The organism is Agrobacterium sp. 22-226-1 (assembly GCF_053522345.1).
Genome location: NZ_JBNWCP010000008.1, coordinates 95,332 through 112,228, shown reverse-complemented (window position 1 = coordinate 112,228; position 16,897 = coordinate 95,332). Strand labels below are relative to the sequence as shown.

The following is a 16,897-nucleotide window of genomic DNA, read 5'->3' as shown; positions in this document are numbered from 1 at the left end:
GCCCTATTTGCCGATATGGGCGACGGTGGCGATTTCCACCAGCGCGTCAGGCTTTACGAGGCCGCACTGGATGCAATAACGCGCCGGCTTGTCGCCGGGGAAATATTCGGCATAGACCGTGTTGACGGCCTGGTAGTTGGCCCAGTCGGTGATGAAGATATGGTTCATCGTCACGTCCTCCATCGTGCCGCCGGCGGTTTCGATGACGGACTTGATGGTTTCCAGAACATGGCGGGTCTGCGCGCTGGCATCGCCCACATGCACGACATTATTGTCCTTGTCGAAGGGCAGCGTACCGGAAACGTAAACCACGCCATCGGCAAGGGTTCCCGGCGAAAAGGGAGCGATGGGTTTGCTGGTGCCGGCAGGCACGACAATCTTCTTCGGCATTTCGTTCTCCTCTTGTGGTTGGATATCAAGCGCTGACGGGTGCGGCCTGCGAGATGACGCCGCAGAAATCATTGACGGTGGCGACCCAGCCGAAAAATTTCTCGACATTGTAGACCGTCGCCTGCTGGATATAGTCCGGCCCCAGATGATGCGTGGCATCCTCCAGCATCACCCCGAAATATTCGAGATGGAAGGCGTCGCGCAGCGAGCTTTCCACGCAGACATTGGTGGCGATGCCGACAAAGACCAGATTGCGGATGCCGCGGGCGCGCAACACGCTGTCCATATTGGTATTGAAGAAACCGCTGTAACGCGTCTTCGGCACCAGAATATCGCCGGGCTGCGGCTGCAGCTCGTCGACAATGGCATAATCCCACGTGCCCTTGGCCAAGAGCTGGCCCTGCAACTCCGGCCTCTTGCGCATCGTCTTCAGCGCATTGGACTTGTGCCAGTTGGGCGAGCCCGGGCCGCCCGCCTCGACATAATCCTTGTCCCAGCCATTCTGGAAATAAATGACCTGAACACCCGCCGCCCGCGCGGCATCCAGCGTCTTCTTGATGTTGGCGATGGTGCCCTTGGCCCCGGAAATATCGAAACCGGCCAGATCGACATAACCGCCCTCGGTCGAGTAGGCGTTCTGCATGTCGACCACCACAACGGCGGTCTCGCTGGGTTTCAGGGTGATCGGCTCCGGCCGGGCGGGAAGCGTCACGCTTTCCGAACGGCTTTCCGGGCCCTTGTAACCCGCCACGACGGCTTCACTCATTCCGCAGCCTCCAGTGCAGCCTGAACATGCGCGCGGCTCTTCATCAGCGGCTGCACATATTTGCCGAATTTTTCGACGCCTTCGAGGAAGTCGTCGAAGGTCAGCATCACGCCGCCCGTTCCCGGCACTTCGCTCATCTCGTCCAGCATCGCCGCCACTTCCTCATAGGAGCCGATCAGCGTTCCCATATTGATATTGACCGCCGAGACGGGATTGGACATGTGCCGGACATTGGTGTCGGAGCCGGATTTGGTGTCGACAGCGCTTTGCAGGCCGAGCCACTTGATCGCATCCTCATCCGCACCGGCCTTGTAGTGCTCCCATTTCGCCCAGGCATCTTCGGATTTTTCCTCGGCAAGCACCATCGTCAGCACGACGGATTTAACCTCGCGGCCGGTCTTTTCCGTTGCCGCCAGCAGCCGCTCATTGGTGGGCGCGAAGGCCTTCGGCGTATTGACGCCGACGCCGAAGCAGAAGCTGTAATCGGCGAACTTGGCCGAAAACGCCATGCCGGAATTGGAAGAGCCGGCGCAGATGAGTTTGACGTCGCCCTGCGGCACCGGCTTCATGCGGCAATCCTCCATCTGGAAGAACTTGCCCTTGTAGTCCGACTGGCCCTCCGTCAGCAATTCCTTGAGGACTGTCGTATATTCGCCGAGATATTCGTAGCGGTCGCCGAAATAATCGTCGCCCGGCCAAAGCCCCATCTGGCTATATTCCGGCCGCTGCCAGCCGGTAATAAGATTGATGCCGAAACGGCCGCCGGAAATGGAATCGATGGTCGTCGCCATGCGGGCAACGATGGCCGGCGGCATGACCAGCGTAGCGGCCGTGCCGAACAGCTTGATCTTGGAGGTGACGGCGGCAAGGCCCGCCATCAGCGTGAAGGATTCCAGATTATAGTCCCAGAATTCGGTTTTGCCGCCAAAGCCGCGCAGCTTGATCATCGAAAGAGCGAAATCGAAACCATATTGCTCTGCCTTCAACGTGATGGCCTTGTTCAGGTCGAAGCTCGGTTTGTATTGCGGCGCGTTTTCTGACAGCAGCCAACCATTGTTCCCGATCGGGATAAAAACACCAACTTCCATTTTGCTGTTCCCTTTTTAGCGTCAGGTGTCTCCTGACTTGACAAAAGAGTAGCAGGTTCTGTGCCAGACCAAATAAAATAATTTTATCAAATGGATAAAATTTTGGAGGCGAATTATTTTTACCAAAAGATAAAAATTTTATCATTCGATAAAATTATTTGCCTGTTTATTCGGCAAATATCGAACGCAATCTGCGGGGAATGGGCGGCTCTTACAAGGGGCGCGGAGCGTCGTACAAAATCCGGAAGCTCTTCTCCGTCATGCCGGACTAGATCCGGCATCCAGCCACGGCGCGTCTGCGCCGTGAGGAATGAGTCTTTTGCGATCAAGGACTTGATCGCGCTGGACCCCGGATCTAGTCCGGGGTGCCCCCGCGAGGGTGCTAAAACCCGGCCAAACATCCATGCACACGCAGCATTCCAAGCGCTCTGAGAGGAGCTGCCGCAAAGCTATGCCGAAACCTCAGACGAGGCGCTGCCGCGCATAGGCATGCACGGCCCGGAAAGCCGCTTCCGCACCGGCGATGACCCGCTCTTCCTCTTCGACCGTCAGCGAAATTTCATCGAGCGCGGCGGTAAAGGTACGCCAGTGCAGGCCGCGTCCTTCCGGAGCACCGGCCAGATGGCGCGCGCCGAATTCTTCATTCAGACCAAGCTTGGCCGCATCCTTCAGCAGGAAAGCAGCGCCCAGATTGGAGCCTTCGACCACATAAAGCCAACCCATGGCCTCCGGCAGATCGAACGGCGTTTCACCGGTGAAGCGCGGCTCCGCCGTTTCGGGAATGGCAAGGCCGAGATCGGCAAGGTCCTGCTCGATCATGGAGAGACGGCGGCGGCCCTTGAGATCGGGAAGCAGGCCATCGAGCGTCGCATTGGAAAAGAAGACATCGAGGTCACGATGGAAAAGATATTGCGTTTCCACGAATTTGCCGAAGTTCTCCCGGCTCTCGAACGGCTTCGATGCCATGATGAAGGCATCGAGATCGCCATGCGCGCCGCGCGTCGCAGCTTTCAGGCGCTTGACGCGGCTCTGCTCAATGTCTGCTACAGGCGCTGACGGCTCCGCAATGGTCATGATGATGGTCCCTTTATCCCTGATATTCAGATTGCTGATAAAAATCTTTACTCCGACAGTCAAATTTTATTTTCGCATTTATCCGTTCGCCCTGCAAAGAGCATAAGCCCGCTGTCGCCACGGTAAAGCAGCCCCCCTGCCCCTGTACAAGCCTTCCATCCCAACGCCTCGCAGCGTTGCCGCTCAAGGCACGACGAAGCGAATTCCTTGATTCCCATCTTCCGAACAATCAAACTGCAATTACCTCTTTACAACTAACATGTCAGAGCGCTATCAATGTGCAATCACCTTCGAGGAGCATCTTACTTGACCCAGAAATTTGGCCTTTCGGCAGCCCTGACCACCCCTTTCAAAAAGGACGGAACGGTCGATATCGACGCCATGATCGCCCATGCCCGACGCTGCCTCGCAAATGGCTGCGACAGCGTGACACTCTTCGGCACCACGGGCGAAGGATGCTCCGTCGGCAGCCGTGAACGGCAGGTCATTCTTTCCCGCTTCATCGAGGCGGGCGTTGCGCCTTCCCGTCTGGTCACCGGCGTTCTGGTGGATTCCATCGAGGACGCGGCCGACCAGTCGGCAGAGGCCCTGAAGGCCGGCGCCCGCAATATTCTCCTCGCTCCGCCCTCCTATTTCAAGAATGTCGGCGATGACGGCCTGTTTGCCTGGTTCTCGGCGGTGTTCGAAAAGATCGGCAAGGGCGCTCGCGACATTCTCGTCTACAACATTCCTTCCGTGACCATGGTGACATTGTCGGTCGAGCTGGTTGGACGGCTGAAAAAGGCATTCCCCGGCGTCGTCACCGGCGTCAAGGATTCCTCCGGAAACTGGAGCCATACCGAGCGCCTGCTGAAAGAACATGGCGATCTCGCCATCCTGATCGGCGATGAGCGCGATCTGGCGAAGGGTGTTCGCCTCGGCGGCCAGGGCGCCATCTCCGGCGTCGCCAATTTCCTGACACAGGAAGTCCGCGCCATGGCCGTCGACGGCAAGGACGACGAGCGTATCGTCGATCTTGTTGTGGAACTTCTGAAATTTCCGGTTACGCCAGCGGTCAAGGTGCTGGTATCACACACGACAGGGGAAAATATCTGGTCGGACGTGCGCGCACCGCTCGTCGCCATTTCACCGGAGGACCGGCGGCAGATCGAAGGCGCATTCGATGCGCTGTTTCGCAAACAGGCCGCCTGAACAGACCTTGAAAGGTTGAGCATGGAAGATACCGGCGAACAGACATTGCGGGAACGGGCGTATGAGAGCTTTACGCATCACCTTCTCTCGCGCGACGTTCGCCCGGGGCAGTTCATCTCGCAACGCCGCCTCGTGGAATTGACGGGTCTGCCGCTCGGCGCGATCCGGGAGGCAATTCCACGACTGGAGGCAGAGGGCCTGATCAAGACCGTGCCGCAACGGGGGTTGCAGGTCGCCCATATCGATCTCAACCTCATCCGCGAGGCGTTCCAGTTCCGCATCTTTCTCGAGAAGGAGGCTGTCGCGCTCTTTACCCGCTCGGCCTCCGACGAGGCCATCGCAAAGCTTTTAAAACAGCATCGCGATATTGCCGGAGCGGCTGAAAATGGCGGGGAATCGCCGGAACTGGACGAGCATGCGCAGCAGGTGGACTGGGGCATGCACGATGCCTTCATCGATGCGCTCGGCAATTCGATCATCTCGAACGCCTACCGGGTCAATTCCATCAAGATGCGCCTCATCAATCAGGAGCGCTTCCGCATTGCCGGCCATGTGAAGTCGGTGATGAAGGAACACCTCGCCATTCTCGAAGCCATCGAGAGGCGATCCGTCGAAGACGCCGTGGAGCGGCTGACCGCCCATATCCGCAACGCAAGGGACAGGGCGCTGGCGGTTTAGGGCAATTCCGGCAGGGACTGAAGAGGGTTCTGCGCCGGGATTGCATGAAAATAAGCAACAAGCCGGGGTGAGGAGAATTTCCGGCTAATCTGGAGGAGAACTGACATGACGCATTCATTGCTCAACCCCACGCGTCGCGCCTTTCTGGCAGGCACGGCGGCGCTTGGCGGCGGCGCGATGCTCGGCATTCGCCCGGCATCGGCAGCGGTGAACTGGAAAAAACACGCCGGCACCACGCTTGAGGTCAATCTCGTCAAAAGCCCGCGCAGCGAAACGCTGATCAAATATCTCGGCGAATTCGAAGAGCTGACCGGCATCAAGGTCAATGCCGAGGCAACCCCGGAACAGCAGCAGCGCCAGAAGGTGGTGATCGAGCTTTCCTCCGGCAAGCCGAGCTTCGATGTGGTGCATCTGAGCTACCACGTGCAGAAGCGCCAGTTCGAAAAGGGCAAATGGCTTGCCGATATCAGCGGCTTCCTGAAGGACCCGTCGCTGACCGATCCTTCGCTTGCGGAGAAGGATTTTGCCGAAGCCGGCATGTTGTTTGCCAAGGATAGTGACGGCGTGCTGCGCTCGCTGCCCTTCTCGGTGGATTACTGGATCGTCTACTGGAACAAGGAACTCTTCGAAGCCAAGGGCCTGAAATACCCTGAGACCTTCGAGGAACTGGTGACGGCGGCGGAAAAGATTACCGATCCCGCAACCAACACCTACGGTTTCGTGGCGCGTGGCCTGAAGAACGCCAATACCCCGGTCTGGACCTCGCTGATGCTGGGTTACGGCGCAAAGCCCATCGGCGCGGACGGAAAGGTCAACACCGAATCCAAGGAAGCGGTGGAAGCGGCAAAACTCTATCAGCGCCTGATGACCAAAGCCGCCCCTCCCGGCGTCTCCGGCTTCAACTGGGCGGAAGCGCAGTCGGCCTTCCTGCAGGGCAAGATCGGCATGTGGTTCGATGGCGTCGGTTTTGCGCCGCCAATCGAGAACCCGGAAAAATCCCGCGTGGTCGGCAAGGTCGGTTACGGCGTCATGCCGAAGGGCCCGGCAACCCAGGCCGCCGGCACCTTCGGCGATGGTCTCGGTGTCGTCGAAGCCAGCAGCAAGAAGGAAGCCGCCTATCTCTTCTGCCAATGGGCGATTTCCCATGAAATGGGCGCGCGTCTCTTGCAGGCCGGCGCCGGCGTTCCCTTCCGCCAGTCCATCCTCGAAGACCAGAAGGTGCGCGAAGGCGTGAAGATGCCGACCGCCTGGCTGGATGCGGTCGTCGGTTCCGGCAAGGTCTCGCAGCTTGCACTGCCCGTCATCATTCCGGTGACGGAATTCCGCGACATCTACGGCGTCGGCCTCACCAACATGATCGGCGGCGCGGATCCTGCCGCCGAACTCAAGAAGGCGACGGAACAGTTCGCACCCGTTCTGGCGCGTAGCGAGGGATAATGGCCTCCGTGAGCATCGAAAACACCAAAACAGGCGTCAGTCGTAAAGAAGGGAGCAGGCCGGCAAGGCTTGCTCCCAACTACTGGCCCTTTGTCATACCGGCACTTGTCGTCATTTCGGCGGTAATCGTTTTTCCATGGGTCTTTACCCTCTGGATGAGCGCACATCGCTGGACGCTCGGACAGGAGCAGAGCTTTATCGGTTTCGAGAACTACATCCGGCTCGCCAGCGACGCCCGGTTCTGGGAATCGCTCTGGCACACGCTCATCTATACCGTGCTGTCGGTCGTCGCCCCACTATTCCTCGGAACATTGGCGGCGCTGGTTTTCGATGCGCAGTTTCCGCTGCGCGGTTTTCTGCGCGGCGTCTTCGTGATGCCGATGATGGCGACCCCGGTCGCCATCGCGCTGGTCTGGACCATGATGTTCCACCCGCAGCTCGGCGTTCTGAACTATCTCTTGTCCTTCATCCACATCGGCCCGCTGGAGTGGATCTACAACCAGTCAACAGTCATTCCTTCGCTGGTGCTGGTGGAAACCTGGCAATGGACGCCGCTGGTCATGCTGATCGTGCTCGGCGGGCTGGCCGCAGTACCCCGCGAACCCTATGAGAGCGCCGAAATCGACGGTGCCAACGCCTGGCAGAAGTTTCGTTATCTCACCATGCCGATGATTGCGCCCTTCCTGATGATCGCCGTCATCATCCGCTCCATCGACGCCGTCAAAAGCTTCGACATCATCTATGCGATGACTCAAGGGGGGCCTGGCACGGCGTCGGAAACCATCAACATCTATCTCTACAACACGGCGTTCGCCTACTACGACATCGGTTACGGCTCGGCCATGGCCGTCGTCTTCTTCATCATCATCGTGGCGCTGTCCTTCGTGCTTTTGATGGTGCGCCAGCGCTCGCAGTGGAACGAGATGGAGGATCGCTGATGTCTGGAAAAATCCTGAAACGCAAAAATCTCGACCGCATCGGCCTTTTCTTCGTGGCACTGGTGATGATTTCGCCGGTCATCCTGTTCTTCATCTGGATGATCTCGCTGTCGCTGAAATATGAAATCGACAACGGCGCCTATCCGCCGATCCTCATTCCCGAGCGTTTCGCCTGGTCGAATTATGTGAAGGTGTTCGAGGAGAATAATTTCTTTCTCTATTTCTGGAATTCGGTCCTCGTCACCGGTGCGGCCACCATTCTGGCGCTCGTCATCGGCGTACCCGCCGGTTACGGCATCGCGCGGCTCAAGGCGGAAAAGTCGGCGGTCGTCATCATGATCGCCCGCATGACGCCCGGCCTCTCATTCCTCATTCCGCTGTTCCTGCTGTTCCAATGGCTGAACCTCTTGGGCACGCTCTGGCCGCAGATCATCATCCATCTTGTCGTGACGGTTCCGATCGTCGTCTGGATCATGATCGGTTATTTCGAGACCACACCGAAGGAACTGGAAGAGGCGGCAAGCATCGACGGCGCATCCTCCTGGCAGGTGTTCAGGCTGGTGGCGCTGCCGATTGCCAAGCCCGGCATCGTCGTCTCCTTCATCCTCGCGGTCATCTTCTCGTGGAACAACTTCGTCTTCGGCATCGTGCTGGCCAGCCGTGAAACGCGCACCCTGCCGGTCGCGGTCTACAACATGCTCTCTTTCGAACAGGTGAGCTGGGGTCCGCTTGCCGCAGCCGCACTCATCGTCACACTGCCGGTGTTGCTGCTCACCATGTTCGCACAGAAACAGATCGTGGCGGGCCTGACCGCCGGCGCCGTCAAGGGCGGCTGAACCTAACGAAGGGCATTCCATGCCCTTACTCTTTTAACGCAATTCCGAACGCAAAACCGCGACGCACTTTTGCTGGAATTGCTCGTAACGGGAACCTGCACATGGCACCGGTCAATATCCAAAACGTCCAGAAGCGCTTCGGCGCGGTCAACATCATCCACGGCATCGATATCGACATCAAGGATGGCGAATTCGTCGTGCTTGTTGGCCCCTCCGGCTGCGGCAAATCCACCCTGCTGCGCATGATCGCCGGGCTGGAGGAACTCAGCGACGGCGAAATCCACATCGGCGCGCGCGAGGTCAGCAACCTGCCCGCCCGCGACCGCGATATCGCCATGGTCTTCCAGAACTACGCGCTTTATCCGCACATGACGGTGAAGGACAATATGGGTTTCGCGCTGAAGCTGAAGAAGGTGAGCGCCGAGGAAACCAAGGCCAAGGTCGACAGGGCCGCCGCCATTCTGGGGCTGGAAAAGCTGCTGGACCGTTATCCGCGCCAGCTCTCCGGCGGCCAGCGCCAGCGTGTCGCCATGGGCCGCGCGCTGGTGCGCGACCCGCAGGTCTTCCTGTTCGATGAACCGCTCTCCAACCTCGATGCCAAGCTGCGCGTGCAGATGCGCGGCGAGATCAAGGCCATGCACCAGCGCATCGGCACCACCACCATCTACGTTACCCACGACCAGGTGGAAGCCATGACCATGGCCGACAAGATCGTGGTGCTGCATGATGGCGTCATCGAGCAGATCGGCGCGCCGCTGGAGCTTTACGACAATCCCGCCAACCTCTTCGTTGCCGGTTTCATCGGCTCGCCCGCCATGAATTTCATTCGCGGCCGTGTCGAGGAAGGCGTTTTCCGCACCGCAAAGGGCCTCAGCCTGCCGCTGCCCGCCAATGCCGATCTCGGCACACTTGGCGGCCGCGATCTCGTTTATGGCGTGCGGCCGGAACATATCCGCGCCGCTGAGACCGGCATCGAAGGCCGGGTCGAACTGGTCGAAGGCACCGGCTCGGAAATCTACGCCAAGCTCAACTGCAAGGGCGATGACATCGCCTGCCTGTTCCGCGAGCGCCTCAATGTCCGCTTCGGCGATACGATCCACATTGCCATCGATCCGGCAACCGTGCATCTGTTCGACAAGGACAGCGGCAAGCGTATCTGAACACGGCAGGAGCGAAGAGAATGGTGAAGGAACAGGGCGGCAAGCATGTGCTCTGCGTGGGTGCCGCCGTGCTGGACACCCTGTTTCGCGTGCATGACATGCCGAAGGGCGAAGGCAAGGTCCTGCCTTACGAAATGTTGCAGATCGCCGAAGGCATGGCGTCGAGCGCCGCCTATGCCGTGCATCGCATGGGCGGCCGCGCTAGCCTCTGGGGTGCAGTGGGTGACGATGAGACCGGCGCCCGTATCCTTCGCGATCTCAGTGAAAGCGGCATCGACACATCAGGCATGACGGTTGCGCCCGGCGCACACTCGGCCCTCTCGACGATCATCATCGATGACCGGGGAGAACGGCTGATCGTGCCTTTCTATGATCATCGCCTGCATGAGAAAAAACGCTCCTGCACGCCGGCAGATATTGCCCCCTTTGACGCCGTTCTGGTGGATGTTCGCTGGCCGGAACTGGCGCTCGATGTTCTGACTGTGGCACGCACTCTGGGCAAACTAGCCATTCTGGATGGCGACGTTGCACCCATCGAAACCCTTGAGAAGCTGGCCCCCGCCGCAACCCATATCGTCTTTTCCGAACCCGCCGCCGCCCGGCTGACCGGACTTGAAACGGTGAAGGACATGCTGCCGGTGCTGCATTCCCACTACCCGCAGACCTTCATCGCCGTCACCGCCGGTCCGCAAGGCTGCTGGTGGACAGAGGCCGGCGATCCGACCGTGCATTTCCAGACGACGGTGCAGGTTAAAGCAGTGGATACGCTGGCGGCGGGCGATATCTTCCACGGCACCTTTGCGCTGGCGATGGCTGAAGGCATGGAAAGCCGTGCCGCCATCCGCCTCTCCTCCGTTGCCGCCGCCCTGAAATGCACGATCTTCGGCGGCCGCATCGGCGCACCCACGCGCGAAGAGACCGAGGAAGCCATGCGGCAATGGCTGGAGCGTGAAGGCGAACCCACGCTGCGCGCCTCCTGAGCGCATCCATTGCCCGCATAAAACTATTCCATTTTTGCGATGCCGTTTCGCGGAGAACTAGGCTAACGTTCGGACAGGCAAAGCTTTTCGCAAGCCGCGCCCGCTCCAATTTCCGCCTGCATTCCGCAAAAGTGATCGCCCGATGTATCAGACGACCCGCCCGAGACTGCGCGATATCGGTTTCCGGCCCGGCCATTTCGAAACCGGCCCGCTCAACGCCATCACCGATGTCGAAGGCGTGACCATCGGCCATTCGACCGTCATCGAAGGCGACACGATCCGCACCGGCGCAACCGCGATCCTGCCGCATGGCGGCAATCTCTTTCAGGACAAGGTGCCCGCCGCCTTCGCCGTCTATAACGGCTTCGGCAAATTTGCCGGCTCCACCCAGATCGAGGAACTCGGCGAACTCGAAACACCTGTTATCCTCACCAATACGCTGGCGACAGGCCGGGCCATCGAGGCGATCAACCGCCATACGCTGGCGCAGCCGGGCAATGAGAAAGTCGTGTCGATCAATGCCGTCGTCGGCGAAACCAACGATTCCCGGCTCAACGACATCCGCGCCGGCCGCCCGACCATCGAGGAAATTTCGGCCGCGCCGCAAAACGCGGCCACAGGCCCGGTGGCCGAGGGCGGCGTTGGCGCCGGAACGGGCACGGTGGCCTTCGGCATGAAGGGCGGCATCGGCACCACCTCGCGAATCGTCACAATTGCCGGAAAGACCTATACGCTCGGCGTTCTCGTACAATCCAATTATGGCGGCCATCTGCTGGTCTGCGGCAAGCCCTATCTCAGCCCGGAGCATAAGGATAAGGACGGCTCCATCGTCATCGTGGTCGCGACCGACGCGCCGCTGTCGTCCCGCAATCTGAAGCGTCTGGCCGCCAGGAGCTTCGGTGGGCTGGCTCGCACGGGCGCCGCACTCAGCAATGGCTCCGGCGACTACGCACTGGCATTCTCCACCGATGAGCGCCTTCGCCGCACGCCCGCACGCCGCAAGGCGGTGACAGAATACCCGGAGCTTTCCAACGATGCGATTTCGCCGCTCTTCGAAGCAGCGATTGAGGCGACAGAGGAGGCGATCCTCAATTCGCTCTGCGCAGCAACCACGACCACGGGCTTAAATGCCGGCACCGGCAAGGCCTCCACGGTCGAGGCCATTTCCATCGACGCCCTTAAAACCCTTCTTTCAGCCTGACTTTTCCAGACGGAGTTTTCATGACTAGCCAATCCGGTCGCATCGTTTACGTCAACGGCGAATTCCTGCCCGAAGCGGACGCCCGCCTTTCCATCTTCGACCGCGGTTTCCTGTTCGGCGACGGTATTTATGAAGTCACCTCGGTTCTGGAAGGCAAGCTGATCGACAGCGACCTGCATATGGCCCGGCTGGAGCGCAGCGCCCGCGAAATCGACGTGGCCCTGCCGGTCACGACCAAGGAAATCGTCGAGGCCGAGCGCCGCCTGATCGCCGATAACAACCTCGTCGAAGGCATGATCTACCTGCAGCTGACGCGTGGTGCCGAAGACCGCAACTTCCTGTTTTCCACCGATCTGAAGCCGACGCTGGTCATGTTCACCCAGGCCAAGAAGCTGATCGGCACCCCGGTCGAGGAAGCCGGCATCGCCGTCAAATCCGTTCCCGACCAGCGCTGGGAACGCCGCGACATCAAGACCGTCTGCCTTCTGCCGCAGGTCATGGCCAAGCGCATCGCCAAGGCCGAAGGCTGCGACGAAGCCTGGATGATCGAGGATGGTTTCGTCACCGAAGGCGCGTCCTCGACCGCCTATATCGTCACCGCCGACAAGAAGATCATCACCCGCGGCAACAGCAACAAGACCCTGCCCGGCTGCACCCGTCTTGCCGCCCTACAGCTGGCCAAGGAAGCCGGCTTTACGCTGGAAGAACGCCCCTTCACGCTGGAAGAGGCGCTGAATGCCGACGAGGCCTGCCTGACCAGCGCCTCCAACTTCGTGGTTTCGGTCACGAAGATCGACGGCAAGCCGGTGGGTAACGGCAAGCCCGGCCCGATGGTGAGCCGCCTGCGCGCGCTCTACCTCGAAAACGCCCGCCGCACCGCCATCTGATCGAAAGCGTTTTGTTTGCCGCATTTCCGGATGGAAAACCGGGGGCCACTTTTACCGGAAATGCTCTAACCTTCGAGAACCGCCCAGATGCGCTCAACCACGGGCCGGCGGTTCTCCTTCGAACGATAAAGCCTGATATCGACGGCAATATCGAAACTTGAATCAGCGGCCCGCACCAGAGCGCCGCTATCCAGCTCGTGCCGCATCAGGCTTTCCGGCACCCAGGCGACACCCCAGCCGGCCATCGCCATGGCTTTCAGCCCCACCGACATGCTGCCCTCATGCACCCGCTCGAATTGCGGCAGGCGCGCGCTCAGGAGATCGCGCAGCAACGGCCCGAAGAACGAGGCCTTTTCATAATCGAGATAGGCAAAGGGTTTTCGCGCATTTTCCACCAGTTCATGCAGCGGTGAACCATCTTTCGCCGGCGCGGAAACGGGAATGATGTTTTCCGCACCCAGCACCCGGAACTCGAAGGTCTGCGCATCGAGCAGCATCGGCACTTCAGGGTGGGCATAGGTCAGCAGGAAATCGCTCTGCCCATCCACCAGCGAATTGAGGTTTTCCTCCATGCTGCCGGAATCGGGCCTCAACACAGAAAACAGCGGTCCCGCCTTTTCGTTCACCCGCTTCAGCCAGTCGGGAAAGAAGGTGAAGGACAGGGTGTGCAGAGCCGTCAGCCGCACCGTCCTGGCATCCGCCCCCTCTTCCTGAAGAAGCGTGCGCCGGGCATGATAAAGCTGCTTCAGCGTTTCCTGCGCCACCGGCACGAATTTCACGCCCGCTTCGGTCAGCCGGGAAGGATAGGAGGCGCGGTCAACCAGCGTCGCGCCCACCCAAGCCTCCAGCTGCTTGATGCGCCGGCTGAAGGCGGATTGCGTCACATGCCGCTCATCCGCCGCCTTCGAGAAATTGAGCGTTCCGGCCAGCGCCAGGAAATCCTCGAGCCATTTGACTTCCACGGCTCACACTCCCCCACCAACAATATCCTATCCGTTCATTCGGAAAGCGTCTTTATTAGGAGCAATGGGATGTGAATGAAACTCTTTTAAAGAGCCCTTGAATATTCGATCATCCGCGCCCGGCTGGAAACCAGCTCGATCCGGTCATCGCCCAGACGATTGAGGCAGACGCGCTTCGTCCATGGCCCGTCAATCAGCGTGAAGAGGAAACGGCCATTGCCGAGCGCCTTCAGAGGCATGCTGCGGCGCGTCGGGCCGATGCCCATCGTCAATGAGGAGCCGCTGATCGAAAATTCGGCGCCCTCATCGGAGCGCCATGATCCTGAAAGATCATCCGGCACCGCATGATCGCGGACCGGCAGGAAGCGGCGGGCGGCGTGACCGGCCTCACCGACAATCGCACCGCCCTCAAGCCTCAGACGCATGGGCGACGATGCCGAACGCGACGATACCCAGCCATCGACATCTTCATAAAGCGTGTCGTCACCATCGATGAAGGTGGATGTGCTGCCCTTGATTTCCAGCCACCACGGCCCGCTTTCGGTCACGTAAAGGCCTTCCGGCAGGCTGGCGGCCGGCTTGGGCAAAGGCAGGCCGGTGAGGGCCACCATGTTTTCGAGCGCGATCTTGAAGCCGTTGGTATCCTCGCGGTTCGACACCACGACGAAACCCGTGCCGTTTTCCGGATCGAGCAGGAAATAAGTCTTGTAGCCCGGATGCGAACCGCCATGGCCGACGAAGCGCCTGTCGCCGAGATGCGACCAGCGCAGGCCGAGGCCATATTCGCTCATCCGCCCATCGGCCAACGAACGTTCAGCAGAAAGCCTGTCGAGAACGCCCGCAAAGCTGCCCTCGCCCCGCATCAGCCCCTGCAGCCAGCGGGTCAGCGCTTCGGCGCTGCCGGCAAGACTGCCCGAAGCGGAAATATGCAGACCGGCGGCCGAAAGCTGCCAGTTGTCTTCGGCTTTCCAGTAACCCGGCACGAGGCCATCGACCGGATCGTTCCAGACATCGGGCGCCTTCAGGAACACGCCGAAGGGGCCGGCAATCTGCGTCTGCACGAAATCGTCAAAACGGAAACCCCGGCGTTCCAACGCCGCTTCCACCAGACGATAACCGGTATTGGAATAGGACACCTCGCTGCCGGCTTCGAAATTCAGCCGGGCCAACCTCGACAGGTATTCGAGAAGCGGGCCGGCCTTCGTCTCGGTATAGACGGAAAGGCCAAGCAGTGAGAGGCATTCCCGCGTATCCGGCAAGCCGCCACTCATATCCAGCGCCTGCCCCACCGTCACCTCGCGGAGCGGCGATTGCAACTCCGGCAGATGCTTGCCGAGTGTATCGTCAAGCCCGATCAGATCGGAATGGGTAAGCACCATCGCGCAAAAAGCGTGTTTGGTGACGGAAGCATAACGCACCACGCTCTGCGGCGTGAAAGGTGCGAATGTCGAAAGGCTCTCGACACCGCCCGCATGGGCGAAACGGATACCGTTGAGATCGAAACCGATGACCGCTCCACCCGGCTCGTTGCCCGCCCATTGCGAGACGAAGCTCTCTGAAAGGGTTGAAGCGGCGTTCCAGTCGAATTGCTGTGGCATGGTTCGGTCTCGTATCTCTATTGCAGCGTGCGAGGACAACGGTTTTGTCACCGGCATCGCCGCTTGTTTCTTCTCCCCGCCGGGGAGAAGAAGCGGGCGGCACCCGCTCGATCCATGTGTAACGTTGGCCGGGTGACCGGCCGTCAGGCCGGCTCTTCCAGCCGGATGCTCAGGCTGCGCAGCTCTTCCGTATGCGGATGTTTCGTGCGGCCCTCGCGCAGATCGCTCGCACTCAGCTGCTCCACCATTTCCCCATTCAACATCACGCCAACCTGCGGGCACAGATGCGCAATAACCGCCAGATTGTGGCTGACGAGAATATAGGTGAGGTTGCGTGCCGCACGCAGGTCCTGCAAGAGGTTCAGGATTTCCGCCTGCACCGACACGTCGAGCGCCGAGGTCGGCTCATCCAGCAGCAGCACCTGCGGGTCCGCGATCAGCGCGCGGGCAATCGCCACGCGCTGGCGCTGGCCGCCGGAAAGCTGGTGCGGAAAACGGAAGCGCACTGCCTGCGGCAGAGCCACATCCGAGAGCGCCTGCTGGATGCGCTTTTCAATATTGTCCATGCCGTGCACCAGCGGCAGTTCGCTGAGAATGCGGTCGATGGTCTGGCGCGGATGCAACGACCCGTAAGGATCCTGAAACACCATCTGCACCTGCCGGAAGAATTCCGGCGTGCGCCTCAGCGGTGCATCCTTGCCGGCAAAGGCGATGCGGCCTTCCCAGCTTTCGTTGAGGCCGGCCATGGCGCGCAGGATGGTGGACTTGCCCGATCCGCTTTCACCGACGATGCCGAAGCTGCCACCCTTCTCAACCAAAAAGGACACGCCTTTCACGACTTCACGGTCGCCGAACTTGATACGGAGATTGTCGACATCGATCATTGGCTGGACCACGCTGCATCACGGTTGAGAACGGGAAGACGCTCGCGCGGATGCGTCAGCGAGGGAATGCAGTTCAGAAGTCCCTTTGTATAGGGATGTTCGGCTTTCAGGAGTTCGGACGCCTTCAGCTCCTCCATCACCCGGCCGGAATACATCACGGCCACGCGGTCGCAGAAATGCGAAACGAGCGGCAGGTCGTGGCTGATGAGGATGAGGCCCATGCCGCGTTCCGACACCAGCTCCTCGATCAGCCGCAGGATTTCCGCCTGCACCGTCGCATCGAGCGCGCTGGTCGGCTCGTCGGCGATCAGGAGTTCGGGATCGGGCGCCAGCATCATGGCGATCATCACGCGCTGGCCCATGCCGCCGGAAACCTCATGCGCATAGGAAGAAGCGACCTGGCGCGGATTGCGGATCTTCACCTGATCGAGAAGCGCAATTGCCGCTTCCATGGCAGCACGCTTGCTACCGCCCTTATGGGCACGCCAGGCTTCCGCAATCTGCGCACCCATGGTCTTCACCGGGTTCAGCGAATATTTCGGGTCCTGCAGGATGAAACCCGCGCGCTTGCCGCGGATCTGGCGCATCTGCCTTTCGCTGGCGGCGAGCACATCGATACCGTCGAAGGAGAGCTTGTCGGCCCTAATATCGGCATTAGAGGGCAGAAGCTTCATCAGCGCCCGCGCCGTCAGGCTCTTGCCGGAACCGGATTCGCCGACAATACCGAGCTTTTCAGTGCCAAGCTTCATGGAGACACCGCGCACCGCCTCGAAACGGCTGGTGCGGGTCTGGAAAGCGATCTTCAGATTTTCGATTTCGACCAGCAT

The 16,897-nt window shown here is 60.1% G+C and carries 17 protein-coding genes; 9 read left to right on the top strand and 8 right to left on the bottom strand.

Annotation, left to right across the window (positions count from 1 at the left end):
- Positions 1-3: 3 nt before the first annotated feature.
- The 4 genes from rutC to ACQZ5K_RS15395 form a co-directional block, all read right to left on the bottom strand.
- A complete protein-coding gene (gene rutC / locus ACQZ5K_RS15410; protein ID WP_003492069.1) occupies positions 4-390 on the bottom strand; it encodes a pyrimidine utilization protein C in 387 nt (128 codons plus the stop codon).
- A 25-nt stretch (positions 391-415) separates the two neighbouring features.
- Complete coding sequence (gene rutB, locus ACQZ5K_RS15405) at positions 416-1,156, bottom strand: pyrimidine utilization protein B (protein WP_003492071.1); 741 nt, start codon at positions 1,154-1,156, stop codon at positions 416-418.
- Entirely contained in the window at positions 1,153-2,244 is a 1,092-nt protein-coding gene (gene rutA, locus ACQZ5K_RS15400) for a pyrimidine utilization protein A (RefSeq protein ID WP_080850924.1), read from the bottom strand. The genes rutB and rutA overlap by 4 nt, the downstream gene beginning before the upstream one ends.
- 462 nt (positions 2,245-2,706) lie before the next feature.
- Entirely contained in the window at positions 2,707-3,318 is a 612-nt protein-coding gene (locus ACQZ5K_RS15395; RefSeq protein WP_448740757.1) for a biliverdin-producing heme oxygenase, read from the bottom strand.
- Positions 3,319-3,624: 306 nt separating this feature from the next.
- Between ACQZ5K_RS15395 and ACQZ5K_RS15390 the strand changes: the two genes are divergently transcribed.
- From ACQZ5K_RS15390 to ACQZ5K_RS15350, 9 genes are all read left to right on the top strand, one after another.
- A complete protein-coding gene (locus tag ACQZ5K_RS15390) occupies positions 3,625-4,509 on the top strand; it encodes a dihydrodipicolinate synthase family protein (protein WP_448740756.1) in 885 nt (294 codons plus the stop codon).
- A gap of 21 nt (positions 4,510-4,530) precedes the next feature.
- Complete coding sequence (locus tag ACQZ5K_RS15385; protein ID WP_448740755.1) at positions 4,531-5,187, top strand: GntR family transcriptional regulator; 657 nt, start codon at positions 4,531-4,533, stop codon at positions 5,185-5,187.
- Positions 5,188-5,292: 105 nt separating this feature from the next.
- Entirely contained in the window at positions 5,293-6,624 is a 1,332-nt protein-coding gene (locus tag ACQZ5K_RS15380) for an ABC transporter substrate-binding protein (RefSeq protein WP_448740754.1), read from the top strand.
- On the top strand, positions 6,624-7,562 hold the full coding sequence (locus ACQZ5K_RS15375) for a carbohydrate ABC transporter permease (RefSeq protein WP_269829911.1): 939 nt from the start codon (positions 6,624-6,626) through the stop codon (positions 7,560-7,562). The genes ACQZ5K_RS15380 and ACQZ5K_RS15375 overlap by 1 nt, the downstream gene beginning before the upstream one ends.
- A gap of 14 nt (positions 7,563-7,576) precedes the next feature.
- On the top strand, positions 7,577-8,398 hold the full coding sequence (locus ACQZ5K_RS15370; RefSeq protein ID WP_170985890.1) for a carbohydrate ABC transporter permease: 822 nt from the start codon (positions 7,577-7,579) through the stop codon (positions 8,396-8,398).
- Positions 8,399-8,499: 101 nt separating this feature from the next.
- Positions 8,500-9,558 carry an ABC transporter ATP-binding protein gene (locus tag ACQZ5K_RS15365; RefSeq protein ID WP_448740753.1) on the top strand — a complete coding sequence of 353 codons (1,059 nt, stop codon included), beginning with the start codon at positions 8,500-8,502 and terminating at the stop codon, positions 9,556-9,558.
- Positions 9,559-9,578: 20 nt separating this feature from the next.
- Entirely contained in the window at positions 9,579-10,538 is a 960-nt protein-coding gene (locus tag ACQZ5K_RS15360; protein WP_448740752.1) for a sugar kinase, read from the top strand.
- Positions 10,539-10,680: 142 nt separating this feature from the next.
- Positions 10,681-11,739 carry a P1 family peptidase gene (locus ACQZ5K_RS15355; protein ID WP_448740751.1) on the top strand — a complete coding sequence of 353 codons (1,059 nt, stop codon included), beginning with the start codon at positions 10,681-10,683 and terminating at the stop codon, positions 11,737-11,739.
- A 20-nt stretch (positions 11,740-11,759) separates the two neighbouring features.
- On the top strand, positions 11,760-12,626 hold the full coding sequence (locus ACQZ5K_RS15350) for a D-amino-acid transaminase (RefSeq protein WP_448740750.1): 867 nt from the start codon (positions 11,760-11,762) through the stop codon (positions 12,624-12,626).
- Positions 12,627-12,691: 65 nt separating this feature from the next.
- On the opposite strand, the gene ACQZ5K_RS15345 is transcribed toward ACQZ5K_RS15350, so the two are convergent.
- From ACQZ5K_RS15345 to ACQZ5K_RS15330, 4 genes are all read right to left on the bottom strand, one after another.
- Positions 12,692-13,588 (bottom strand): LysR substrate-binding domain-containing protein, encoded by an 897-nt coding sequence (locus tag ACQZ5K_RS15345; protein WP_448740749.1) that lies wholly within the window; start codon positions 13,586-13,588, stop codon positions 12,692-12,694.
- A gap of 86 nt (positions 13,589-13,674) precedes the next feature.
- Positions 13,675-15,186: a serine hydrolase domain-containing protein gene (locus ACQZ5K_RS15340; RefSeq protein WP_448740748.1), complete on the bottom strand. Its 1,512-nt coding sequence runs from the start codon at positions 15,184-15,186 to the stop codon at positions 13,675-13,677.
- Between the two features lie 143 nt (positions 15,187-15,329).
- Positions 15,330-16,070: an ABC transporter ATP-binding protein gene (locus ACQZ5K_RS15335; protein ID WP_448740747.1), complete on the bottom strand. Its 741-nt coding sequence runs from the start codon at positions 16,068-16,070 to the stop codon at positions 15,330-15,332.
- Complete coding sequence (locus tag ACQZ5K_RS15330; RefSeq protein WP_448740746.1) at positions 16,067-16,897, bottom strand: ABC transporter ATP-binding protein; 831 nt, start codon at positions 16,895-16,897, stop codon at positions 16,067-16,069. The genes ACQZ5K_RS15335 and ACQZ5K_RS15330 overlap by 4 nt, the downstream gene beginning before the upstream one ends.